The following is a 20,822-nucleotide window of genomic DNA, read 5'->3' on the forward strand; positions in this document are numbered from 1 at the left end:
AATCCCCACCAGAACATCAACGAGAGCTAAAGAGGTCATAGGTGAGCGCCACCAAGCCAGTTGTACTCCTCGCAGAGGAACTTTCACCCGCAACAGTTGAGGCGCTGGGCCCCGACTTTGAAATCCGCCAGACGGACGGCTCCGACCGCTCCCAGCTGCTCTCTGCCATCGTCGATGCCGACGCGATCCTGATCCGCTCGGCCACCCAGGTCGACGCCGAGGCCATCGCGGCTGCGAAGAACCTGAAGGTCATTGCACGTGCCGGCGTGGGGCTGGACAACGTGGACATCAAGGCAGCAACGCAGGCCGGCGTCATGGTGGTCAACGCGCCGACGTCGAACATTGTCTCCGCAGCTGAACTGACCATCGGGCACATCCTCTCCCTGGCCCGCCACATTCCGGCAGCCAGCACCGCCCTGAAGAACGGCGAGTGGAAGCGCTCCAAGTACACCGGCACCGAACTGCTGGAAAAGAAGCTGGGCATCATCGGCCTGGGCCGCATCGGCGCCCTGATCACCGAACGTGCCAAGGCCTTCGGCATGGAAATAGTCGCCTACGACCCCTACGTCACCTCCGCCCGCGCCGCCAGCCTGGGCGTGCAGCTGCTCTCGCTGGATGAGCTGCTGGAACAGTCCGACTTCATCACCATCCACATGCCGCGCACGCCGGAAACCGTCGGGATGATCAGCACCTCAGCGTTCGCGAAGATGAAAAAGAGTGCCTACGTCATCAACGTGGCCCGCGGCGGCCTCATCGATGAAACGGCCCTGAACATTGCCCTGCGCGACGGCGAAATTGCCGGCGCCGGGATTGACGTGTTCGTCAAGGAGCCGGCCACCGACGTCGACTTCCTGTCCCTGGACAACGTCATTGCCACCCCGCACCTGGGCGCCTCCACTGGCGAGGCCCAGGAAAAGGCCGGCGTCTCCGTGGCCAAGTCCGTCCGCCTGGCGCTGGCCGGCGAGCTGGTCCCCGACGCCGTCAACGTGGCTGGCGGCGTGATCGCCTCCGATGTCCGCCCGGGCATCCCACTGATCGAGAAGCTGGGCCGCATCTTCACCGCCCTGACCCACGCCTCGGTGACGCAGATCGACGTCGAGGTGGCCGGCGAGATTGCCGCCCTGGACGTCAAGGCGCTGGAACTCTCCGCGCTGAAGGGCGTCTTCAAGGACGTGGTCTCGGAGCAGGTTTCCTACGTCAACGCGCCCATCCTTGCTGAACAGCGCGGCATCAAGACGAACCTGATCACCACGCTGGAATCCGCCGACTACCGCAACGTGCTGACCATCCGCGGCGCGCTGTCCGACGACTCGCAGATCTCCGTCGCCGGGACGCTGACAGGTCCGAAGCAGATCCAGAAGATCGTCGGCGTCAACGGCTATGAGCTGGAAATCCCCATGAGCGACCACCTGCTGGTCATCTCCTACGCGGACCGCCCCGGCGTGGTGGGCACGCTGGGCCGCCTGCTGGGCGAAAACAATGTCAACATTGCCGGCATGCAGGTGGCCCGCCACAGCGAGGGCGGCCAGGCCCTGGCCCTCATCACCGTGGACAGCTCCGTGCCGCAGGGCCTGCTGGAGTCCATCAAGGCCGAGATCGGCGCCACCGTGGCCCGCGAGGTGGACCTGGAGGACTGACCTTCTGCAACATCCGACGGCGGCGTTCCCACTGAGGCGGGGACGCCGCCGTCGTTTTTGTTAGGAAGCGGCGAATCACCACTGTTCACGGTAAATTCGTAGGGTGACATCATCTGAACCGGCCAAGACGCCTTACTACCTGACCACCGCCATTACGTACCCGAACGGTGTTCCGCACATCGGGCATGCCTACGAGTACATCGCCACGGACGCCATGGCACGCTTCAAGCGCCTGGACGGGTATGACGTCATGTTCCTGACCGGCACGGATGAGCACGGCATGAAGATTGCCCAGGCAGCCGAAAAGGAAGGCATCACGCCCAAGGAACTGGTGGACCGCAACGCCGCCGTGTACAAGGAGGCGCACGCGGCACTTGGCATCAGCTACGACAGGTTCATCCGCACCACCGATGCCGACCACCTGGCAGCGTCGCAGGCCATCTGGAAGAAGATGGAGGACGCCGGTGACATCTACCTGGGCAAGTACGAGGGCTGGTATTCCGTCCGCGATGAGGCCTACTACGGCGACGACGAGACCGAACTCCGCGAGGACGGCAAGCGCTACTCCAAGGTCACCGACACGGAACTGACCTGGACGGAAGAGGAAAGCTACTTTTTCCGCCTGTCCAACTACCAGGAAAAACTGTTGGCCCTCTACGAGGAACAGCCCGAATTCGGCGCGCCGCGCACCCGCTTCAACGAGGTCATCAGCTTCGTCAAGGGCGGCCTGGATGACCTCTCCGTCAGCCGCACCACCTTCGACTGGGGCGTCCCGGTCCCCGGCAACGACAAACACGTCATGTATGTGTGGGTTGACGCCCTCACCAACTACCTCACGGGCGTGGGCTACCCCGACGTCGACTCGGCAGCCTTCCAGAAGTTCTGGCCCGCGGACGTGCACATCATCGGCAAGGACATCTCCCGCTTCCACGCCGTGTACTGGCCGGCATTTTTGATGTCCGCCGGGATCGAGCTGCCCAAGCGGGTCATGATCCACGGTTTCCTCCACAACAACGGCGTGAAGATGTCCAAGTCCCTCGGCAACGTGGTGGCCCCGGCCGACTGGGTGGCCCAGTACGGCCTGGACCAGGTGCGCTTCTTCCTGCTGCGCGAGGTCCCCTTCGGTGCGGACGGCTCCTACAACCACGACGCCGTCGTGGGCCGGATGAACTCCGACCTGGCCAACAACCTGGGCAACCTGGCCCAGCGTTCGCTGTCCATGGTGGCGAAGAACTGCGCGGGTGTTGTGCCCGTACCCGGGGAGCTGACAGCCGCGGACGAGTCGATTCTGGCCGCGGCCGGGGCACTCCTGGACCACGCCCGGCAGGCCTACCAGGCGCAGGATTTCCACGGTTCGCTGGAGAAAATTTGGCACGTCCTGGGCGACACCAACGCCTACTTCGCCGAGCAGGCCCCGTGGGTGCTGCGCAAGACGGACGTGCCCCGCATGGAGACCGTGCTGTATGTGACCCTTGAGGTGCTGCGCATTGTGTCCATCCTGGTCCAGCCGGTCATGCCTGACTCCGCCGCGAAGCTCCTGGACGTGTTGGGGCAGGGCACGTCGCCGGACGACGCCTTCCGCCAGTTCGCCGCCGTCGGGACACCCCTGGCCCCCGGCACCGTCCTTCCCGCCCCGACGCCGATCTTCCCCAAGTACGAGGAACCCGCCGAGGCGTAGGCACCAGCCGGAAATTGGCGCCGGTGATCGAGCTTGTCGCGATCCCGCCAATTTCGTGTTCGGAGCATCACTTTTGCGGGAGCCCCGCCTCGCGCAGGAGGGCGGGGAACCGTTCCCGGTCCAACATTTCAGCCCACGTCCAGCGGACAAATCCCACGCCTTGGGCGCGGATTTGGTCCTCCCGCGCCTTCTCCGCCAGCACCCGGTCCTGAATCGAGGCTCCGCCTCCCCAATCGGCGCGGAGATACTTTCCCTTCCCGTCGAATTCACCCACGAGCGCATGTTCCTCGAACCAAAAGTCCACTTTTGCCTCCCGGCCGTCGCGGAGGGCAAACGGCTTTTGGAGGATTGGTGCCGGGAATCCCAGCTGGAACATTTTTGCGCGGCTGATCGATTCGCCCGCCGAGCCGGACAGGGCCGACGCGAAGTTGACCACGGCAAGAGTCCGATCGCGGGCGGCCCTGCTCTTGAAACTTCCCGCGGCAGACTTCAGCTCCTCCACGGCGAGCGCCGGACCCTGCGGGCCGTCGGTGAACCACCGCGGTTCACCCGGGGGCGGCGGGGAGCCGGCGGCCGCAAATTGGTTGACAGCATGGCGGGCCTCCGGAATCCTCAGCGCGGAGTCGCAGACCGCCACGGCGTAGGGGAAGGACAGCTCCTTGATCAATGCCAGCGTGGTCGTCAGCTTGTCGGTGAGCAGAAACGGGCCGCACTGCACCATGCTGCCCGTCAGCGATCCGAAGTGGCGAATCACCCCGTTGTTGCTGCGGCCGCTGGTGGCGGTTTCCGTCACCACATGCAGCTTTGACGGCACTCCGACGATCCACAAGCCCCACAGTCGGGCCGCCGTCGCATGGCAAAATACCGGCTGCCGCGGTGCCAGGGCCTGGAATGCGGCAGCCTGCAGTCCGTACCGCTGGGCCGGGCTTGAACCGTTCCAGTCCGCGGATTTCGCATAGACGCCGCGGCGGATACGCACCAGCTCACCCCTGTTCGTGCGCTGGGCGAGCTTCCGGGAATCTTGTCCCACGAGCCGCAAATCCGCCGGCAGGATCAGGCGTGACGTGTTCATGCCTCCCAGCGTGCCATCACGTGAACTGCCAGGTAAGGGGCAAATTTGCTTCTGTGGATAACCTGCCAGCGTCCAGAAACCGGCGGCCATGGTGTCCTGATCCGGTGACAAACGTGAAATGCCGCCGTTCCCGCATTTTGCCGCAGGTAGACAGGCGGCAAAATGCGGGAACGGCGGCAAATTCCGTCCCGGCGGACCGGATCAGTCCATGGCGAGGCCCTCAACGGGGGACAGCGTTGCCGCGCGGCGGGCGGGCACCACGGAGGCGAGCAGTCCGGCCGCGGCGGCCACGGCCACTACAAGCAGCACCTGGGCCCACGGCACCACGGCCACCACTGTGGTGAAACCGCCCAGGGCGGACTGGGCGCCGAGCCAGCCATACAGCACGCCCAGTGCGGAGCCGATGACGGCTGCCACCCCTGCAATGAGGACAGCCTCCAGCGCAAGCATCCCGCGCAACTGGCCGCGGGTCAGGCCCAGTGCCCGCAGCAGCGAGTTCTCCCGCGTCCGCTCCAGCACCGAAAGCGACAGGGTGTTCGCCACGCCGATCAACGCAATGACGATCGCCACGGCCAGCAGGCCCGTCACCACCAGCAGCAGGGTGTTGATGACCTGGTTGAACATGACCTTCTGCAGCACCGCACCGTCAACCTGGTTTTCATCAACATGCAGCGCCGACGCCAGCTCGGTGCGCAGCGTCGACAAGGCGTTTGCGCCCAGGGCTGGATTGACCTTGATCCACAGCTGTTCCGCGGTCCGGGACAGAACGGGGCTGCCGGCCGTTGCCGCCGGGAAGGAATCCAGTGTCACCAGCGGGGGAAATTCCCGCGTGGTGGCGACCCGCACGGAAAGCTGCGTGGCCTTGCCGGCATCAACCAGCGACGCCGTCCCGGCCTTCGCTGCTTGACTTCCCTTGGGCAGCACCACAGTGCCGGGAGCCGGGCGGTTCCCCGAGTTGCCGAGCAGGCGCGCCGCATCGGAGGAGGCAATGCCGTAGGCTGCCAGCTCCTGGCCGCCTGCCGTCACCGTCCCCACGGGCACCAGGCGGGCAACGGCCGAAACTCCCGGCAGTGCTGCAGCCTTGGCCAGTTCAGCATCCGTAAACGCAGGGGCCCCGGGCACCGCCATGGCTGTCAGGTCCACGGGGAAGTGGCTGGACAGCTGTGATTCAAATGCCTGCCGCGCTGTGGCCGCGCCTGTCATCATCATGGTCACCAGGGTGACACCGATCAGCAGCGCCGAGGCCGTGGCGGTGGTCCGGCGCGGATTCCGCACGGCGTTTGCCTTGGCCATGGTGCCCGGGACCCCGGCGGGGCGGGCAAGGTGCCCCGTCAGGGCCACCAGCCGCGGGACAAAAAGCGATGCCGCCAGGATGATCCCCACGAACGATGCAGCCCCGGACGGCACCGCCAGCAGCAGCGAGGCCTTGAGCCCGCCGGCAACCAGTCCCACGCCGCCCGCCAGGATGAGCGCGATGCCCAGCCCCAGCCGTATGCGGCCCGCGGCATTGTGCATTGAGGCGTCGTCGGCCGGGCGCAGGGCTGCGAGCGGTGCCACGCGGGTGGCTGAACGTGCCGGAACAAGGGCGGCCACCACGGTCAGCAATGTGCCAACCACCAGCCCTGCAATGATGGACGACGCCGGCACCCCCAGGGTGGCGAACGCATAGTCGGGATTTTGGCGCAGCAGGCCAACGACGGCGGCCATGGTCCCCACTGCGGCGAGCACGCCCAGCACCGAGGCCACCAGCCCGACGACGGCGGCCTCGAGAATGACCGACCAGCGCACCTGCTTCCTGCTGGCGCCAACACAACGCAGCAGTGCCAGCTCACGGGTTCGCTGGGCCACCAGCACAGAGAAGGTGTTGGAGACGACCAGCCCGGAGACAAGCAGTGCGACGGCGGCGAAGGCGAGGAGAACGATCGTGAGGTGGTCCGAGCCGCCCGTGAAGGACTTGACGGTGTTGGTGGTCAGCTGCTGCGGGGTGGCCACCTGGCCGGCCGGCAGCTTGAGCGCTGATTCGAGTGCCGTGGCGGCCGCGGCAACGTTGGTGCCCGGTGCCAGCTTGACGGCAATCGTTGCATAGCCGGCCACCGGGCCGGACACGGCGTCAACGGTGGAAGCCGTGGCGGCAAGCTGGGCCAGGCCTGAGAGTTGGGGGTCGGCGGATGCCGCCATGATCCCCGTGACGGTGGCCTTGACTGATGGCGGCACGGCGCTTGGCGGCGCGGCGATCGGCGCGGCGCCCTGGGTGCCTGAACCGCCTTCGGCCTTTGCGCCGCCCCCTTGCGGGGATGCTGCGGAATTTCCCAGCAGCGAGACGGTGCTGCCGACAGCCAGGTGCCGGGCAGCCGCCGTCTTGGCGTCGACGGCCACCTGGCCGGCCGCCGTCGGCCATGAACCGCTCACCAGCGCCAGGGGCTCCAGCGCTGCCGAGGACGGGGTGTTGCGCAGGGTGGCGGCCACGGTGGCGTTGTCGGCCGTAACGGCCACCATTTCCTGCCGGAGGGGGTAGCTGGCTGCGATGCCCGGGGTCCGGGCGGCCGCGGCGGCTGACTCCGCGGTCAACGCGACGGAGTTGGTGGGGGAGGCCACGAGGTCGGCCTTGGCATAGGACTGGCCCAGGCTGGCAGTCAGCGAGGCCTGGGCGGAGGCGTTGACCATGAGGGTGGCGGAGAGGAAGGCGACGGCGAGCAGCACGGCCAGGGTGATGGCAATGAAGCGGCGCGAGTGGTTCCTGAGCTGGCTGAGGGCAACGTGCAGCATGTGCTCAGGCCCCCAGGGAGGCGAGCGAAGCAAGCACTGACTCGGCGGTGGGGCTGTCCAGCTCGCCCACCAGTTCGCCGTCGTTCATTAACACCACGCGGTCGGCGTAGGAGGCGGCCACCGGGTCGTGCGTGACCATGATGATGCTCTGTCCCATCTCGCGGGAAGAGCGGCGGAGCATGCCCAGCACCTCGGCGCCGGAGCGGGAATCGAGGTTGCCGGTGGGCTCGTCGCCGAAGATGACGTCGGGACGGGTCAGGAGTGCGCGGGCCACGGCGACGCGCTGCTGCTGGCCGCCGGAGAGCTCGTGCGGCTTGTGCTTCAGCCTGTCGACCAGGCCCAGCGTGGTGGTGACAAAGGCGAACCATTCCGCGTCCACCTTGCCCCCGGCCAGTGCCACGGGCAGGGTGATGTTGGCTTCCGCGGTGAGTGTGGGGACCAGGTTGAAGGCCTGGAACACGAAGCCGATCCGGTCCCGCCGCAGTTGGGTCAGCGCCTTGTCGTTGAGGGCGGTCAGCTCCGTGTCGCCCAGGTGGATGGTGCCTCCCGTGACGGAATCGAGCCCGGCCAGGCAGTGCATCAGGGTGGACTTGCCCGAACCGGAGGGGCCCATAATGGCGGTGAACTGGCCGGCGGGGAAGTCCAGGTCCACGCCCTTCAGCGCAGCCACCTCCGTGTCGCCTCTGCCATACGTCTTGCGCAGTCCGCGGGCCTGGACAGCAAGGGTACGCTGGTTTTTCTCAGTGATGATGGTCATGGCCCCAGCCTATTTGCGGCCGGGGCCGCCGCGGATCGGAGCACGGGAGGATATGCGCCGGGTTTTCGACGCCGGGGCCTCCTACCACGGGATGACCCGCCACGCCCCTCGAACCGGCACTTAACGTGGATGTTCCGCGCAAACATCCACGTTAAATGCCCGTTCGGCGAGAGGGCAGCCGTCAGCCGGGGGAGACGATCCCTGTCTCATACGCCAGGACAACCACCTGAACGCGGTCGCGGGCGTTCAACTTGGCCAGGATGTGGCCCACATGCGTCTTGACGGTGGCCTCGGAAACGAACAGCTGTGCCGCAATTTCCGGGTTGGAGAGGCCATTGGCGATCAGCACAAAAACCTCGTGCTCGCGCGCCGTCAGTGACGCCACGGCCGCCGCATTGGCGTCGCTGGCCGGGCTCGGGGCGGAGAGCATGGGCGCCACGTGGTCCAGCAGCCGGCGCGTGGTGGACGGGGCAATGACCGCGTCCCCGGCAAACACTGTGCGGATGGCGCCAAGCAGTTCCTCGGGCGGGGCATCCTTGAGGAGGAACCCGCTGGCCCCGGCCTGGATCGCCGACAGGGCATATTCGTCGAGGTCAAAGGTGGTCAGCACCACGATCTTCAGCTCCGACAGCCACGATCCCGCCGGCGCGCCCTTGATCCGTTCCATGAGCCGGCGGGTGGTCTCAATCCCGTCCATGCCCGGCATGCGCACGTCCATGAGCACCACGTCGGCAGCCACGGCAGCCAGCCCGGCCAGGGCCTCGATCCCATTGCCGGCCTCCACCACCACGGCCAGATCGGGCTGCGAGTTGATCAACATGCCGAAGCCGGAGCGGACCAACTGCTGGTCGTCCACCAAGGCCACACGGATGGGAACGGATGTCATTCAGGCCTCCGAATAGGGGATGAGTGCGGCGATGCCGAAGCCGCCGCCGGCGAGCGGTTTGGCGGTCAGGGTTCCATCGTAGAGCTTGACGCGTTCGGCCATGCCGCGCAGGCCGTTCCCGCCAGACGCCCCAACCGCAGCAGGGCCGGGAGGCGGGCCGGCTGCCGCCGGGGACGGCTGGGAGCCGCGGCCGGGCGCGGGGGAGGGTGCGCCGTCGTGCCTGGAAACGGTGTCAGCGAACGACGCCGTTGCCCCCCTTCCGTTGTCCCGCACCGACACTTCCAGGCCCCGTGCGGTCCAGTTCAGCAATACGTCGGCCCGGGCGTTGGGCCCGGCGTGCTTGATGACATTGGTCAGGCCCTCCTGCACCATGCGATAGGCCGTGAGTTCCGCCCCCGGGGGGAGGGCGCGCCGGGCGGTGCCGGTGACGGTGTAGGAGACGGGCAGGCCCGTGGCGCGGATGCCGAGGAGGAGCTCGTCCAGGTCCGGCAGGCCCGGCAGGGGGCGCATGGGGGCGTCGGTGCCGCCGCGCAGCACGCCCAGCAGGCGGCGCATTTCCTGCAGCGAGGTGCGGCCCGTTTCGGCGATGGTGGCCAGCGTGGCCGGGGCCACCTCGGGATTCGCGGCCGCCGCGTACCGTGCGCCGTCGGCCTGGGCAATGATGACCGAGAGGGAGTGTGCCACGATGTCGTGCATTTCGCGGGCGATGTGGGCGCGTTCGTCGCTGGCCGCCAGCTCGCGTTCCTGCTGGGCTTCGATTTCCAGCCGGTGCGCCCTGTCCTCCAGGGCCTGTTCGCGCAGCCGTTTGGTCCGGGTCAGGTCCCCGGCCGTCCAGCTGAACAGCACCAGCACCCACACCGTCAGCACCAGCACCATCCCGTAGGGGAGCGCGGCCACGGAGCTTGAGGTGAGGTTGACGAAGAAGCGGGTGACCATCATGACGGCGCCCAGCAGTGCCAGCACCAGCCCCCCGAGGGACGCCCAGCGGGGGCCAAACGCCGCCAAGGCGTACACGATGACCGGGACGGCCACGTCGGCCGGCATCGGGTGGACGGACAGGCCCCACTGCAGGATGGCGGCGGCCGCAATGATCGCACCGGCCATGGCGGTGCGCGTGCGGCGCCAGGCCAGGGGAAACACCAGCAGCACGGAGAACAGGGCGCCGCCGAGCCTGTCGGATCCCGTCGAGCCGGCCAGGACCCCAAACGGCGCCACCACCAGCAGGAGCACGCCCATGAGGACAAAGTCCACGGCAAAGCGGTGCTGCCGGAACCAGTCGTAGACGGAAGTCATGATCACTGGACCAACTCTAGGCCGGATCGGCGCGGGGGCGCGTCCTGCCACGGGTGGAGATTCCGCCCCGCGGAGTGTCTCAAACTGTGAGATCAGCTGCCCATCATGTGGATGATTTCGCTAGGGTTGGGGCATGAGCGCATCGATTGACATTGCAGTAATCGCCGGTGACGGCATCGGCCCCGAAGTAACGGCGGAGGCCGTCAAGGTCCTGAAAGAGGCCACGGCCTCCGACGGCGTTGAGCTGAAGATCACGGACTACGAGCTGGGCGCCGCGCACTGGCTAGCCACCGGGGAAACCCTCACCGATGCCACCATTGACGCCCTGCGCGGCCATGACGCCATCCTCTTTGGCGCGGTGGGGGCAGCCCCCGGCGACACCAGCATCCCCTCCGGGCTGATCGAGCGCGAACTGCTGCTCAAGCTGCGGTTCAGCCTGGACCATTACGTCAACCTCCGCCCGTCCCGCCTGTACCGCGGTGTGGCGTCACCGCTCGCGGACCCCGGCGCCATCGATTTCGTGGTGGTTCGCGAAGGGACCGAGGGCCCGTACGTGGGCAACGGCGGCGTGCTGCGCAAGGGCACCCCGCAGGAGATTGCCACGGAGGTGTCGGTCAACACCGCCTTCGGCGTGGAGCGCGTGGTGCGGGACGGTTTCCGCCGGGCCAATGAGCGCCCGCGCAAGAAGCTCACGTACGTGCACAAGCACAACGTCCTGGTGCACGCGGGGCACCTGTGGAAGCGCACCGTGGAGGCCGTTGCCGCGGAATTCCCCGACGTTGCCGTGGACTACCTGCATGTGGACGCCGCCACGATTTTCCTGGTCACCGACCCGGCACGCTTTGACGTCATTGTCACGGACAACCTCTTTGGCGACATTATTACCGACCTGGCCGCTGCCGTCACGGGCGGGATCGGCCTGGCCGCCTCCGGCAACATCAACATGGACCGCACCGCGCCGTCCATGTTTGAACCGGTCCACGGCTCCGCACCGGACATTGCCGGCCAGCAAAAAGCTGATCCGACGGCGGCCATCCTGTCCGCGGCACTCCTGCTCGAACACCTTGGCCACGGGGCCGCGGCCGCCCGCATTGAAGCAGCCGTCGCCGCCGACATTGCGGGCCGCAACCCGGCGTCAGCCCGCCCGACCAGCGCGATAGGCGACGCCATAGCGGCAGCCCTCTGACCGGCGTCGTGCCTGTCGGGGGAGCCGGGCTGTGCAGGAGTACGCTTAACCAATAGAGTGAGTGCACCGTAACTGAAATCCCCGGTGCATGAACACAATTCACGGCACGGATTTTCGGCACCAATCTCCGCCCAGGCTGGCACAAGCAATGAGGCGAAAACCATGTGGAGGAAGCATGACACAGACAGCAAATGGGCTGGCATTCACCCGGCAGCCCAACACGAATCCGAAGAGTGACGCCGAGCGGGCAGCCATTTTGGCCAACCCCGGCTTTGGCGACTACTTCACGGACCACACCGCTGTCGTGGACTTCACGATTGACGCGAACGGGCAGGGCGGCTGGGGCAATGCGCGCATTGAACCCTACGGTCCCATCGCCATGGACCCCGCCGCCGCGGTGCTGCACTACGGCCAGGAAATCTTTGAGGGCCTGAAGGCATACCGCCACGCCGACGGCTCCGTGTGGAGCTTCCGTCCCGAAGCCAACGCAGCCCGCTTCAACACCTCGGCACGCCGCCTGGCACTGCCCGAACTGCCCGAAGAGGTCTTCATCGAGTCGCTGCGCCAGCTGGTCGCCGCCGACCAGGCCTGGGTTCCGTCCGGCGACGGCGAGGCCCTGTACCTGCGCCCGTTCATGATCGCCACCGAGGCGTTCCTGGGCGTCCGCCCGGCCCGCGAGGTGTCCTACCGCGTCATCGCCTCGCCGGCGGGCAACTACTTTGGCGGCGAGCTCAAACCCGTCTCCATCTGGCTCTCCACCAGCTATGCGCGTGCGGGCGAGGGCGGCACGGGCGAGGCCAAGTGCGGCGGCAACTACGCAGCCTCGCTGGCCGCGCAGATGGAGGCCGAGGCCCAGGGCTGCAAGCAGGTGCTGTTCCTTGACCCGTTCAACGACAACGCCATCGAAGAGCTCGGCGGCATGAACATCTTCTTCGTGTTCAGGGACGGCCGGCTGGTCACGCCCGCGCTCAACGGCCACATCCTGCACGGCATCACGCGGTCCTCGGTCATGCAGCTGGCCGCCGACCGCGGTCTCAAGGTGGAGGAACGCAAGATCACGATCGACGAGTGGCGAACCGGTGTGGCCTCGGGGGAGATCACCGAGGCGTTCGCGTGCGGCACGGCCGCCGTCATCACCCCCATCGGCGAGCTGAAGACGGCCGAGGGCACCATCGCATCGCCCGGTTCCGGCGCCGGCGAGGTCACCATGGCCATCCGCGAGCAGCTCCTGGGCATCCAGACCGGTGCCGTGGAAGACCTGCACGGCTGGCTTACCCGCCTGGTGTAGTTCGCTTTCCTGCTTGCTTAAGAACGACGCCGGGTCCCTGCCTGGGTGGGTGGCCCGGCGCCGGCGCGGGCTGCGTGCCATCATGGCCTCGCGTATTCGAGGGCGGCCATAGCAGGAAATCCTTGTTTTACGCTGTGAAATTGCAGTAGATTTCTTTCAGTCGCTTCCTGCCACGACGTGGAGTCCAGTCACTGCGACGGGATTATTATTTGGGGGCCTCGTGGGCAATTATCGTGGATTGAAACTAAACCTTGTCGCGGGTATGTTCGCGGCGTTCGCGCTGGTGGTGGGCGGTTTGGCGCCGGCCGATGCAAGCCCGGCGCCTGCCAAGGCCCCGGCCGTTATCCCGGCAGTGGCCCCTTCGATGACCAGCCCAGCATCTGTGACATCCATCGGACCCGACGTGCAGCTGGGTTCTGCCTCCCAATGGTTGTGGAAAACGTTCCTGACTGTCACCCCGGACGGGAAAACCGCCTACGTAGCCTCAGGCAAGAACATCAATGTGTTCAGCATCCCCGGAAACAAGGCATTGGCTTCTGTGCCTGTCGCTGCCAGCGCCGGCTCAATAGTGGCGAGCCCTGACGGGGCCCGCATATACGCCACTCTTACGGCCAAGAACGGCATCACCGTCATTTCCACAGCGAGCAATTCGGTGGTCTCCACCATTGTCCCGGACGGGATTGGCGACAATCCGGACCTGACATTGACGGCAGACGGGAAAACGCTCCTGGCACTGGATAGCGGCGTCAGCAGGAACCTGCACTTTATCGACACGGCCTCATCCACTCCTACCGGGGCGGTGTCCCTGGCAGCCGAGGCTGAAGTGTTCGGAGTGTGGACCACCCCTGACAGCGCACAGGCTTACATTGCCACGGGCAGCGCCTACAACGCGCAAGGAGTCCGGACTTTTGACATTAAGGTAATGGACCTGGCGACGCGGACCGTGGTCGGCACAATACCGTCCTGTGAGTTTGTCCGCGCAATTGCCTTCAGCCCCGACAGCCGGAAAGCCTATGTTGGCTGTGAAACTGGTGACGTCTCCGTAGTGGACATGATTGCCGGAAAAGTGGTCAAGACGCTGTCGCCCGGATTCAAGGTGCACTACGCTCAGCTCGCGGGCGGCGGCACCAAGGTACTGGTGGCCGGGGATGTCGACAACCTGGTTGCGGAGATTGACATTGCCACGGACACCGTCACGGGAACTGTCTCGACGGACTCCCAGATCCTGGGCCTTGTCGTGCCGCAGGCGGGAACTACGGCGTATGTGGTGCGGCAGGACGGGCAATCGCAGATCATGCTCTCCGCGATGACCGTGACAAATGCACACCCATCAGTCTTAACTGACCGCCTGTCTGGCACCGACCGATATGCGACTGCTATAGCCGTCTCGACGGCGCATTTTGGGACGGCCGGAACTGTTTACATTGCCACGGGCGAGCAGTTTCCCGACGCGCTGTCTGCGGCGCCAGCCGCCAGCTGGGAATACGCCCCCCTGCTGCTGACCCACACACTCAGTCTGCCCGCCGGGGTCCAGGATGAGATCATCCGGCTCAAGCCAACCAAGATTGTGGTCGTGGGTGGAACTGGCGCGGTATCCGCTGCCGTCTTTGCCCAGCTGAAGGCAATGGTGCCCAACACCATAAGGAGGGCGGGCGCTGACCGCTACGCGACTGCCCGGGCCGTGGTTGCGGGGGCATTTCCAAGTGCCACATCGGTTGCAGTGGCAACTGGCGTGAATTACCCGGACGCGCTGTCCGCGGCAACTCTTGGCCCTGTCCTTCTCGTGCCATCGGGGTCCACCCATCTGGATGCCGCAACCATGGCTCTGCTCAAGCAACTGAAGGTCGCCTTCGTGGACATCGTGGGTGGAGTCGGTGCCATATCCGCCAGCGTCGACAAGAGTTTGGAGAACAACTACATCCAGGTGTTCCGCTACGGCGGCAGGAACCGCTTTGAAACAAACCAACTGGTGAACAACGCCTACTTCGCTACCACCGCGAGCCGCACCTATTATGTCTCAGGCTGGGACTTCCCGGACGCACTTGCCGTTTCCGCCGTTGGACCACGCCGTCAGGGCCAGGTTTACCTGGTCCAGCCCAACTGCATCCCGGCAGGAGTGGTAAAGGCGATCTCGGGGACTACCGCAGCCACCCGAATAACCCTCGTTGGCGGGCCTGCTGTGGTAGGCAATGACGTGGCCTTCGGCAAGGCCTGCTGACCTTCTCCGCCGTGCCCGGCGCACCGCTGTCGATGCAGGACGGCGGCGCCCGACGGGCATTGCAGGCCGGGCACCTCTGCATGTCGAGACTGTTACTTTCCAGTCTTCCCCATAACAATTCCGCGTCGAATCCGCCGCCGTTTGAGGGGCACCGACCCGGAACCGCGGGAATCCGCCGATCCACCCGCCGGGCCGAAGGTCACGGGCCGTGACCACCTCTCCAACAGTCTTCCGCCGAGGCCGTTTTTGCACTAGCTTTTGTGTCATCCTCTCCTGCCGCAACGCGGATTTCAGGGGTCTGGGATGGAACCGGAGGTAGAAATGAAAAGTATCCGAGTGTTCATGGCGAAGGCGCTTGCCGGCGCGGCCATGTTGGGGGCGCTCTCTTTGTCCGTCGTCGCTTCGGCGGCGGCCGAGCCCGCTGCGGGCGCGGCGCGAGGATTGCTGCCTGCACAAGCGCCGGAAATCTCCGTGGGGGCCGGCGTGTCCGCCATGGTCACGGTGCCTGACGGTTCCCGCGCCTACGTTGCCGATGCCAGCGCGCCAACCGTCACGGCCTACGACCTCGCCACGGGCAGCGTGGTGGCCGTCGTGCCGCTGCCGGGGCAGGCCGTTGGATTGGCGCGAAGCCGCGATGGGGCCCGCATCTACGTGAGCACCTCAAGCGTTACAGACGGCAACTATTTCGTGACTGTCACGACGTCGACAAACACCGTTGCATCCAAGGTCAAGCTGGACGACGTGGCGTACACCATGGCAGAAACAGCCGACGGCACGGCGATCCTTGCCTTGGGCCAAAGTTCAGCAAAGAACTTGTACGTGGTTGATGCGACCACCGGTGCGCTCGCCAAGACCATTTCCATCGCCCAGCTGGATGGCACGCTGGAGGCTTTGTCGGTTTCGACCAGTCCCGGTGATTCCTACGCGTACATCAGCCGTGCTGCAATGACCAGTGCCACGGCTTCGACCTCTGATGTCCTGGTTATTGACCCGGGAGCCCAAACGATCGTGAGGACCATCAAGCCATGTGAGGCGGTCGGCGCGATTGCCTTCTCCAGCGACGGGGCGACAGGCTACGTCGGCTGCGGTGACGGACATCTGGCCGTGTTCCAAAGCTCCACCGGAGCAGTCCTGAAGACCATCGATGTCGGCTTCCAGGTGAGCTATGCACAACTGACGGCGGGCGGCACACGCCTGATTGTCGCGGGGAACATGCACCGGGAGTTGGCGGAAATTGATACTGCCACGCTGCAGATTGTTTCGACTTATACCTCCACCGGTTCAGTCAGTTCACTTTCGGCACCAGAGGTGGGGGAGCGGGTTTGGTACCTGCGCGGTAACCAGGACCACACCATGGTCTTGGCGTCCCTGGACATTGGCGCGACAAGCGTCACGGACATGAGCGCTAGCCCAACGGCGACCATCACAGCAACGACAGCTGCGGGAGCGACAGTGGCAGGGGTTGGCCCAACCCCCGAACACTCCGGCAGTCCGGCTGCGGTTGTCGCCGCTGACGGCACCCCATTGGCGGCCACCGGGGCTGGCATGACATACCCGTTACTGGCGGCAGCCATTTTGTTGCTCGGATTCGGGGGGCTTCTGCTGCGTCGTCGCATGATGCCGTAGCCGTCAACGTTGGGCGGAGGCTGACCGATGGCAGATCCGCTTCAACGGCCGGGCGCGTGTGCCTGGTTCACGGCATCCTTTTCGAGGTCAGCGTCCAGAACTTCTAAGTTCGAAGGCGGTGATTTTCGCCGTTCCGGAACTTTCTCACAGTCCATTCGGAAGTGCCCACCCGCTTGGCCGCGGGTCCCTCGGCAGCGCTTTGGCAAATGATTCCCGAGGAGAAGCGAAAATACTGGGCTGGTTCTTTTGAGTGTCTTGATTGCAATGAGATTGTTTTGTCGAACGGGGTTTAAGATGGTTATTCATCACTCAATGCATGATTAAAAAAGGGGACTTAATGATTGGAAAAGGCAGGGCTGCTCCGTTTTTCAGCGCTTTGGCCATCGCGGCCATGTTGTCAGCCGGCGCTGTGGCGTTGTTACCGGCGGATCCAGCGAATGCGGCGGGCCTAAACGGAACCGGCCCCATAAGGATGTCCGGTGCGGATCGATATGGCACTTCTCAGGTGATTTCAAAGAACAATTTCCCTACACCAACCAAGGCTGTTTTTTTGGCCACCGGTACGACATTCCCCGATGCCCTTGCAGGGGGACCTGCGGCGGGGATGATGGCGTCTCCGGTCATTTTGACGGCACCAACAGCACTGTCCGCGGTCGCAGCCCAAGAGCTAAACCGGCTCCGCCCCGCGACGATCTACGTGTTGGGCGGTGTCGGTGCCGTGTCAAATTCGGTGCTGACATCCGCGCGGGCCTACAGTGCCAATGTGGTGAGGCTCTCGGGTATTGATCGATTCGCGACCGCGGCGGGCGTCAGTAAGCAATTTTGGTCGACAACCCCTACCGTTTACGTTGCCTCTGGTGCTGACTTTGCGGATGCGCTGTCTGGAGGCGCGTTGGCGGCAAAGATGCACTCTCCGATCCTGCTCACAGCTTCAGGTGGGTTGCCGGACGCGACAAGAAATGAACTGCGACGGTTGGCTCCCAGTCGGGTGGTGGTTCTTGGAGGTACTGGAGCTGTGTCTGCTACGGTTGCTTCGCAAATATCCGGGGCGGTTCCTGGTGCAGCGGTGTCTCGAATTCAGGGCCAAGACCGCATGGCTACGTCTGCGGCGGTGTCGAAAGCAGGGTGGGGGAGTTCCTCCAAGGCCATGTATGCAGTTGCCTCAAACTTTCCCGATGCATTGGCGGGAGTTGCTGCCGCGGCGGTAAATGGTTCGCCACTTTTGCTGACAAATGCAGGTTGCATGCCCGTTTCCGTTTGGAATGAAAGCATCCGTCTCGGGGTCACCACGAAAGGCATTTTGGGTGGGCCCGGCGTCTTGTCCATTACGGCAGCGTCGGCGAGTTGTAGCGAGGCAGCGCCATTCCCCGGAGCCAGCGCCACGGCTAGATCCTATAGCGGCTACGGAGACAGTGTAATTAGCATCAGCAAGCCTGATGGGGCTGCCAGCATTGGCATGGCAACCATGACACACCGGGGACGTTCCAATTTTATTGTTTCCGGTCTGAATTCGGCGATGAATTGGTCGTCCAGCTTGGCCAACGAGATCGGAAGCTACGCCGGAACAGTCGTCTTTGACGAAAGCGACTGGCGGGGGACAACCACCAAGCTTCAGATTACAGCTGATGGTCCGTGGACTATCTCAATCGCAAGCGTCAAATCGGCTCCAACGTTCGGCAGGCAGTACGTCAGCGGACGGGGCGATGCAGTATTCAACTACAACGGAGTGGCCAGCGTGGCAACCCTTTCACACGACGGAGTGAGCAACTTTATTGTAATTATGGACCGCACTGATGGCAGCGGGGATTTCAACGACCTGATCGTCAATGTGATCGGCCGTTACAGCGGGACTCGCATTTGGCCGCGGGGTCCGGCTGTGGTTTCAGTCATAGCCGATGGCAATTGGAGCGCCGCCATTCGGTAGCGGCATGAACGGCTGAACTGTTCATGCCAGACTTCCCCCATGGCTGTGTAGAGCCATGGGGGAAGTCTCATTTCAGGCTAGACTCATCCACATGCGCATAGCCCGTTTTGTAGTAGACAGTGACCCAATGTACGGCGTGGTGGAGGGGGACTCCGGCAGTGAAGTAGTCACTGTCATCAAGGGTGACCCGTTCTTCAACGGTGTGGAGCGGACCACCATCAAGTACCCGCTGGATGACGTCCGGCTGGTGTCTCCCATCATCCCGCGCAGCAAGGTCATTGGCGTGGGCCGGAACTTCGCCGACCATGCCCGGGAACTCGGCAACGAGGTGCCCGTCCACCCGCTGCTCTTCCTCAAGCCGAACACCTCTGTGGTGGGCCCCGGCGAGCCGATCGTGCTGCCGGAATTTTCCGAGGAAGTCTCCTACGAAGCCGAGCTCTGCGTCGTCATTGGGCGCATCTGCAAGGACGTGCCCGAGGAACGCGTGGATGAGGTCATCTTTGGCTACACGTGCGGCAATGACCTGACGGCACGCGATGTCCAGCAAACGGACGGCCAGTGGGCCCGCGCGAAGGGCTTTGACACCTCCGCACCGCTGGGTCCGTGGATCGAGACTGAACTGGATCCCGACGAGCTCCGCATCCGGGGCTGGCTCAATGGCGAACTCCGCCAGGACGGCAACACCAACCAGATGGTGCGCAGCGTGCGTGAACTGGTCGCCACCGTTTCGCGCGCCTTCACCCTGCTCCCCGGCGATGTCATCATGACGGGCACCCCCGCCGGCGTCGGGCTGGTTGCAGAGGGAGACCGCTATGACGTGGAGATCGAGGGCATCGGGCGCCTGTCCAACCCTGTGGTCCGCCACTAAGCACAGGCCCGGCCCGCCTGTGGCCCACGCCACGGAAATGTGTCCGCTGCCGTAGTAGCATTGACAGGTCTTCTGCGCCCCCACCCGCTTTTGGCGCGTGCCCAGGGGCTTTTTTTGCAGGACGTCAGCCGATCTTAAGGACCCCCGCGTGTCACAAAACGCCACCGATCTTGCCACCCCTGTGCCCGGATCCATCACGGGGGAGGGCTACCAGCGCACCCTCTCGCGGCGTCACGTCACCATGATCGCCATGGGCGGGGCCATCGGCGTCGGGCTGTTTATGGGGGCCGGCGGCAGGCTCGCCTCCACAGGCCCGGCGCTGATCTTTTCCTACGCCATAGCCGGCATCATCGCCTATCTGCTCATGCGGGCACTGGGCGAGCTGGTCATGTACCGGCAGACCTCCGGTTCCTTTGTCTCCTACGCCGGGGAGCTTTTCGGCAAGAAGGGCGCATACCTCTCCGGCTGGATGTACTTCATCAACTGGGCCATGACGGGGGTGGCGGAGCTGATCGCGATCGGCCTGTACTTCCAGTTCTTCTTCCCCGGCGTGCCAGTGGAGCTCAGCGCGCTGTGTGCCCTGGTGCTGCTGGTGGCGGTGAACCTGCTCAGCGTGAAGGCGTTCGGCGAGTTCGAGTTCTGGGCGTCCTGCCTGAAGGTGGCCGCCATCGTGATGTTCCTGGTGGTGGGCACCATCATGGTGGTCACGAACGCGAAGGTGGGCGGCCAGCACGCCACCGTCAGCAACCTTTTCCAGGCCGACGGCGGCATGTTCCCCAAGGGCGGGCTGGTCATGATCCTGGTCCTGAACGCCGTGATCTTTGCCTACAATGCCATTGAATTGGTGGGCATTACGGCCGGTGAAATGGAGAACCCGGAGCGCGAGGTGCCCCGGGCCATCCGTGCCGTGGTGGTGCGCATTGTCATCTTCTACGTAGGCTCGGTCACCCTGCTGGCCATGATCATGCCTTCTGACCATTACAAATCCGGTGAGAGCCCCTTCGTTACAGTGTTCGCCTCCATGGGGCTTGACTGGGTGGGCTCCGTGATGAACTTCGTCGTCATCACTGCCGCACTGTCCTCCTGCAACTCCGGCCTGTACTCGATCGGCCGGATCTTTCGCACCATGGCGAACAACGGCCACGCGCCGAAATGGCTGACCAAGATGTCATCCCGCCATGTTCCCTACGCGGCCATCCTTGCCATTGCCGCCGTGTACGTGGTGGGCGTGGGCGCCAACGTGTGGCTGGGCGGATCCCACGCCTTCGACCTTGCCTTGAACACCGCCTCCATCGGCGTGATCTTCACATGGGGCTCAATCTTCGCCAGCCAGATCATGCTCCGGCGCAAGAAGGGCAAGGTCTCTTCGCTGCCCATGCCCGGCTCTCCCTGGACCAGCTGGGTGGGCCTGGCCGCCCTGCTTGCAATCACCGTGCTCATCGGCTTCGACACCATGACAGGTCCGGACGGGTCGGTCTTCCACCTGGGCCTGTGGACCCTGTGCGCCATCCCCGTGTTCGCAGCCGTGCTGTGGATCGGCTGGCAGTTCGTGAAGGACAACGAGCCGGCGAATGAGCTGTTCAGCTGACATTTGCCGCCGCTCCCGCATTTTGCGGCCTGTAT

General features: G+C 64.9%; 14 protein-coding genes. 9 read left to right on the plus strand and 5 right to left on the minus strand.

The features are described 5' to 3' along the window. Nucleotides 1-41 precede the first annotated feature (41 nt). Together serA and metG are read left to right on the plus strand one after the other, a co-directional pair. The gene (gene serA, locus G6N77_RS05825; protein WP_165181092.1) at nt 42-1,637 is read left to right on the plus strand and encodes a phosphoglycerate dehydrogenase; all 1,596 of its coding nucleotides are present in this window, start codon (nt 42-44) and stop codon (nt 1,635-1,637) included. Nucleotides 1,638-1,740: 103 nt separating this feature from the next. Then, nucleotides 1,741-3,315 carry a methionine--tRNA ligase gene (gene metG / locus G6N77_RS05830; protein WP_165181093.1) on the plus strand — a complete coding sequence of 525 codons (1,575 nt, stop codon included), beginning with the start codon at nt 1,741-1,743 and terminating at the stop codon, nt 3,313-3,315. 67 nt (nt 3,316-3,382) lie between these two features. Here metG and G6N77_RS05835 read toward each other — a convergent pair whose 3' ends face one another. From G6N77_RS05835 to G6N77_RS05855, 5 genes are all read right to left on the minus strand, one after another. Next, on the minus strand, nt 3,383-4,387 hold the full coding sequence (locus G6N77_RS05835; protein ID WP_165181094.1) for a type IV toxin-antitoxin system AbiEi family antitoxin domain-containing protein: 1,005 nt from the start codon (nt 4,385-4,387) through the stop codon (nt 3,383-3,385). A gap of 201 nt (nt 4,388-4,588) precedes the next feature. After that, nucleotides 4,589-7,153, minus strand: coding sequence for an FtsX family ABC transporter permease (locus G6N77_RS05840; RefSeq protein ID WP_165181095.1), 2,565 nt, complete (start codon nt 7,151-7,153; stop codon nt 4,589-4,591). A 4-nt stretch (nt 7,154-7,157) separates the two neighbouring features. Continuing rightward, nucleotides 7,158-7,910, minus strand: coding sequence for an ABC transporter ATP-binding protein (locus tag G6N77_RS05845; protein WP_165181096.1), 753 nt, complete (start codon nt 7,908-7,910; stop codon nt 7,158-7,160). A 181-nt stretch (nt 7,911-8,091) separates the two neighbouring features. After that, nucleotides 8,092-8,796, minus strand: a complete 705-nt coding sequence (locus G6N77_RS05850) for a response regulator (RefSeq protein WP_205678038.1) — start codon at nt 8,794-8,796, stop codon at nt 8,092-8,094. Then, entirely contained in the window at nt 8,797-10,089 is a 1,293-nt protein-coding gene (locus tag G6N77_RS05855) for a sensor histidine kinase (protein ID WP_165181180.1), read from the minus strand. Between the two features lie 133 nt (nt 10,090-10,222). On the opposite strand from G6N77_RS05855, the gene G6N77_RS05860 reads away from it, so the two are divergent. From G6N77_RS05860 to G6N77_RS05890, 7 genes are all read left to right on the plus strand, one after another. Further along, nucleotides 10,223-11,275, plus strand: coding sequence for a 3-isopropylmalate dehydrogenase (locus tag G6N77_RS05860; protein WP_165181097.1), 1,053 nt, complete (start codon nt 10,223-10,225; stop codon nt 11,273-11,275). A 175-nt stretch (nt 11,276-11,450) separates the two neighbouring features. Then, complete coding sequence (locus G6N77_RS05865; protein ID WP_165181098.1) at nt 11,451-12,563, plus strand: branched-chain amino acid aminotransferase; 1,113 nt, start codon at nt 11,451-11,453, stop codon at nt 12,561-12,563. Between the two features lie 238 nt (nt 12,564-12,801). Beyond that, nucleotides 12,802-14,781 (plus strand): cell wall-binding repeat-containing protein, encoded by a 1,980-nt coding sequence (locus tag G6N77_RS05870; protein WP_165181099.1) that lies wholly within the window; start codon nt 12,802-12,804, stop codon nt 14,779-14,781. Between the two features lie 321 nt (nt 14,782-15,102). Continuing rightward, nucleotides 15,103-16,407: a YncE family protein gene (locus G6N77_RS05875; protein ID WP_165181100.1), complete on the plus strand. Its 1,305-nt coding sequence runs from the start codon at nt 15,103-15,105 to the stop codon at nt 16,405-16,407. Between the two features lie 316 nt (nt 16,408-16,723). Further along, a complete protein-coding gene (locus G6N77_RS05880; RefSeq protein ID WP_165181101.1) occupies nt 16,724-18,331 on the plus strand; it encodes a cell wall-binding repeat-containing protein in 1,608 nt (535 codons plus the stop codon). A 91-nt stretch (nt 18,332-18,422) separates the two neighbouring features. Beyond that, complete coding sequence (locus tag G6N77_RS05885; RefSeq protein ID WP_165181102.1) at nt 18,423-19,199, plus strand: fumarylacetoacetate hydrolase family protein; 777 nt, start codon at nt 18,423-18,425, stop codon at nt 19,197-19,199. 148 nt (nt 19,200-19,347) lie between these two features. After that, the gene (locus G6N77_RS05890; RefSeq protein ID WP_306986932.1) at nt 19,348-20,787 is read left to right on the plus strand and encodes an amino acid permease; all 1,440 of its coding nucleotides are present in this window, start codon (nt 19,348-19,350) and stop codon (nt 20,785-20,787) included. Nucleotides 20,788-20,822: the final 35 nt, after the last annotated feature.

It is taken from the genome of Arthrobacter silviterrae, from assembly GCF_011045165.1.
Taxonomy (GTDB): domain Bacteria; phylum Actinomycetota; class Actinomycetes; order Actinomycetales; family Micrococcaceae; genus Specibacter; species Specibacter silviterrae.

What these genes read in the sequence shown, in the direction of transcription:
- G6N77_RS05835 (WP_165181094.1), bottom strand. Translation starts at nt 4,387, where the DNA reads ATGAACACGTCACGCCTGATCCTGCCGGCGGATTTGCGGCTCGTGGGA.
- G6N77_RS05860 (WP_165181097.1), top strand. Translation starts at nt 10,223, where the DNA reads ATGAGCGCATCGATTGACATTGCAGTAATCGCCGGTGACGGCATCGGC.
- G6N77_RS05865 (WP_165181098.1), top strand. Translation starts at nt 11,451, where the DNA reads ATGACACAGACAGCAAATGGGCTGGCATTCACCCGGCAGCCCAACACG.
- G6N77_RS05840 (WP_165181095.1), bottom strand. Translation starts at nt 7,153, where the DNA reads ATGCTGCACGTTGCCCTCAGCCAGCTCAGGAACCACTCGCGCCGCTTC.
- G6N77_RS05855 (WP_165181180.1), bottom strand. Translation starts at nt 10,089, where the DNA reads ATGACTTCCGTCTACGACTGGTTCCGGCAGCACCGCTTTGCCGTGGAC.
- G6N77_RS05880 (WP_165181101.1), top strand. Translation starts at nt 16,724, where the DNA reads ATGATTAAAAAAGGGGACTTAATGATTGGAAAAGGCAGGGCTGCTCCG.
- G6N77_RS05850 (WP_205678038.1), bottom strand. Translation starts at nt 8,796, where the DNA reads ATGACATCCGTTCCCATCCGTGTGGCCTTGGTGGACGACCAGCAGTTG.
- G6N77_RS05875 (WP_165181100.1), top strand. Translation starts at nt 15,103, where the DNA reads ATGAAAAGTATCCGAGTGTTCATGGCGAAGGCGCTTGCCGGCGCGGCC.
- G6N77_RS05845 (WP_165181096.1), bottom strand. Translation starts at nt 7,910, where the DNA reads ATGACCATCATCACTGAGAAAAACCAGCGTACCCTTGCTGTCCAGGCC.
- G6N77_RS05885 (WP_165181102.1), top strand. Translation starts at nt 18,423, where the DNA reads ATGCGCATAGCCCGTTTTGTAGTAGACAGTGACCCAATGTACGGCGTG.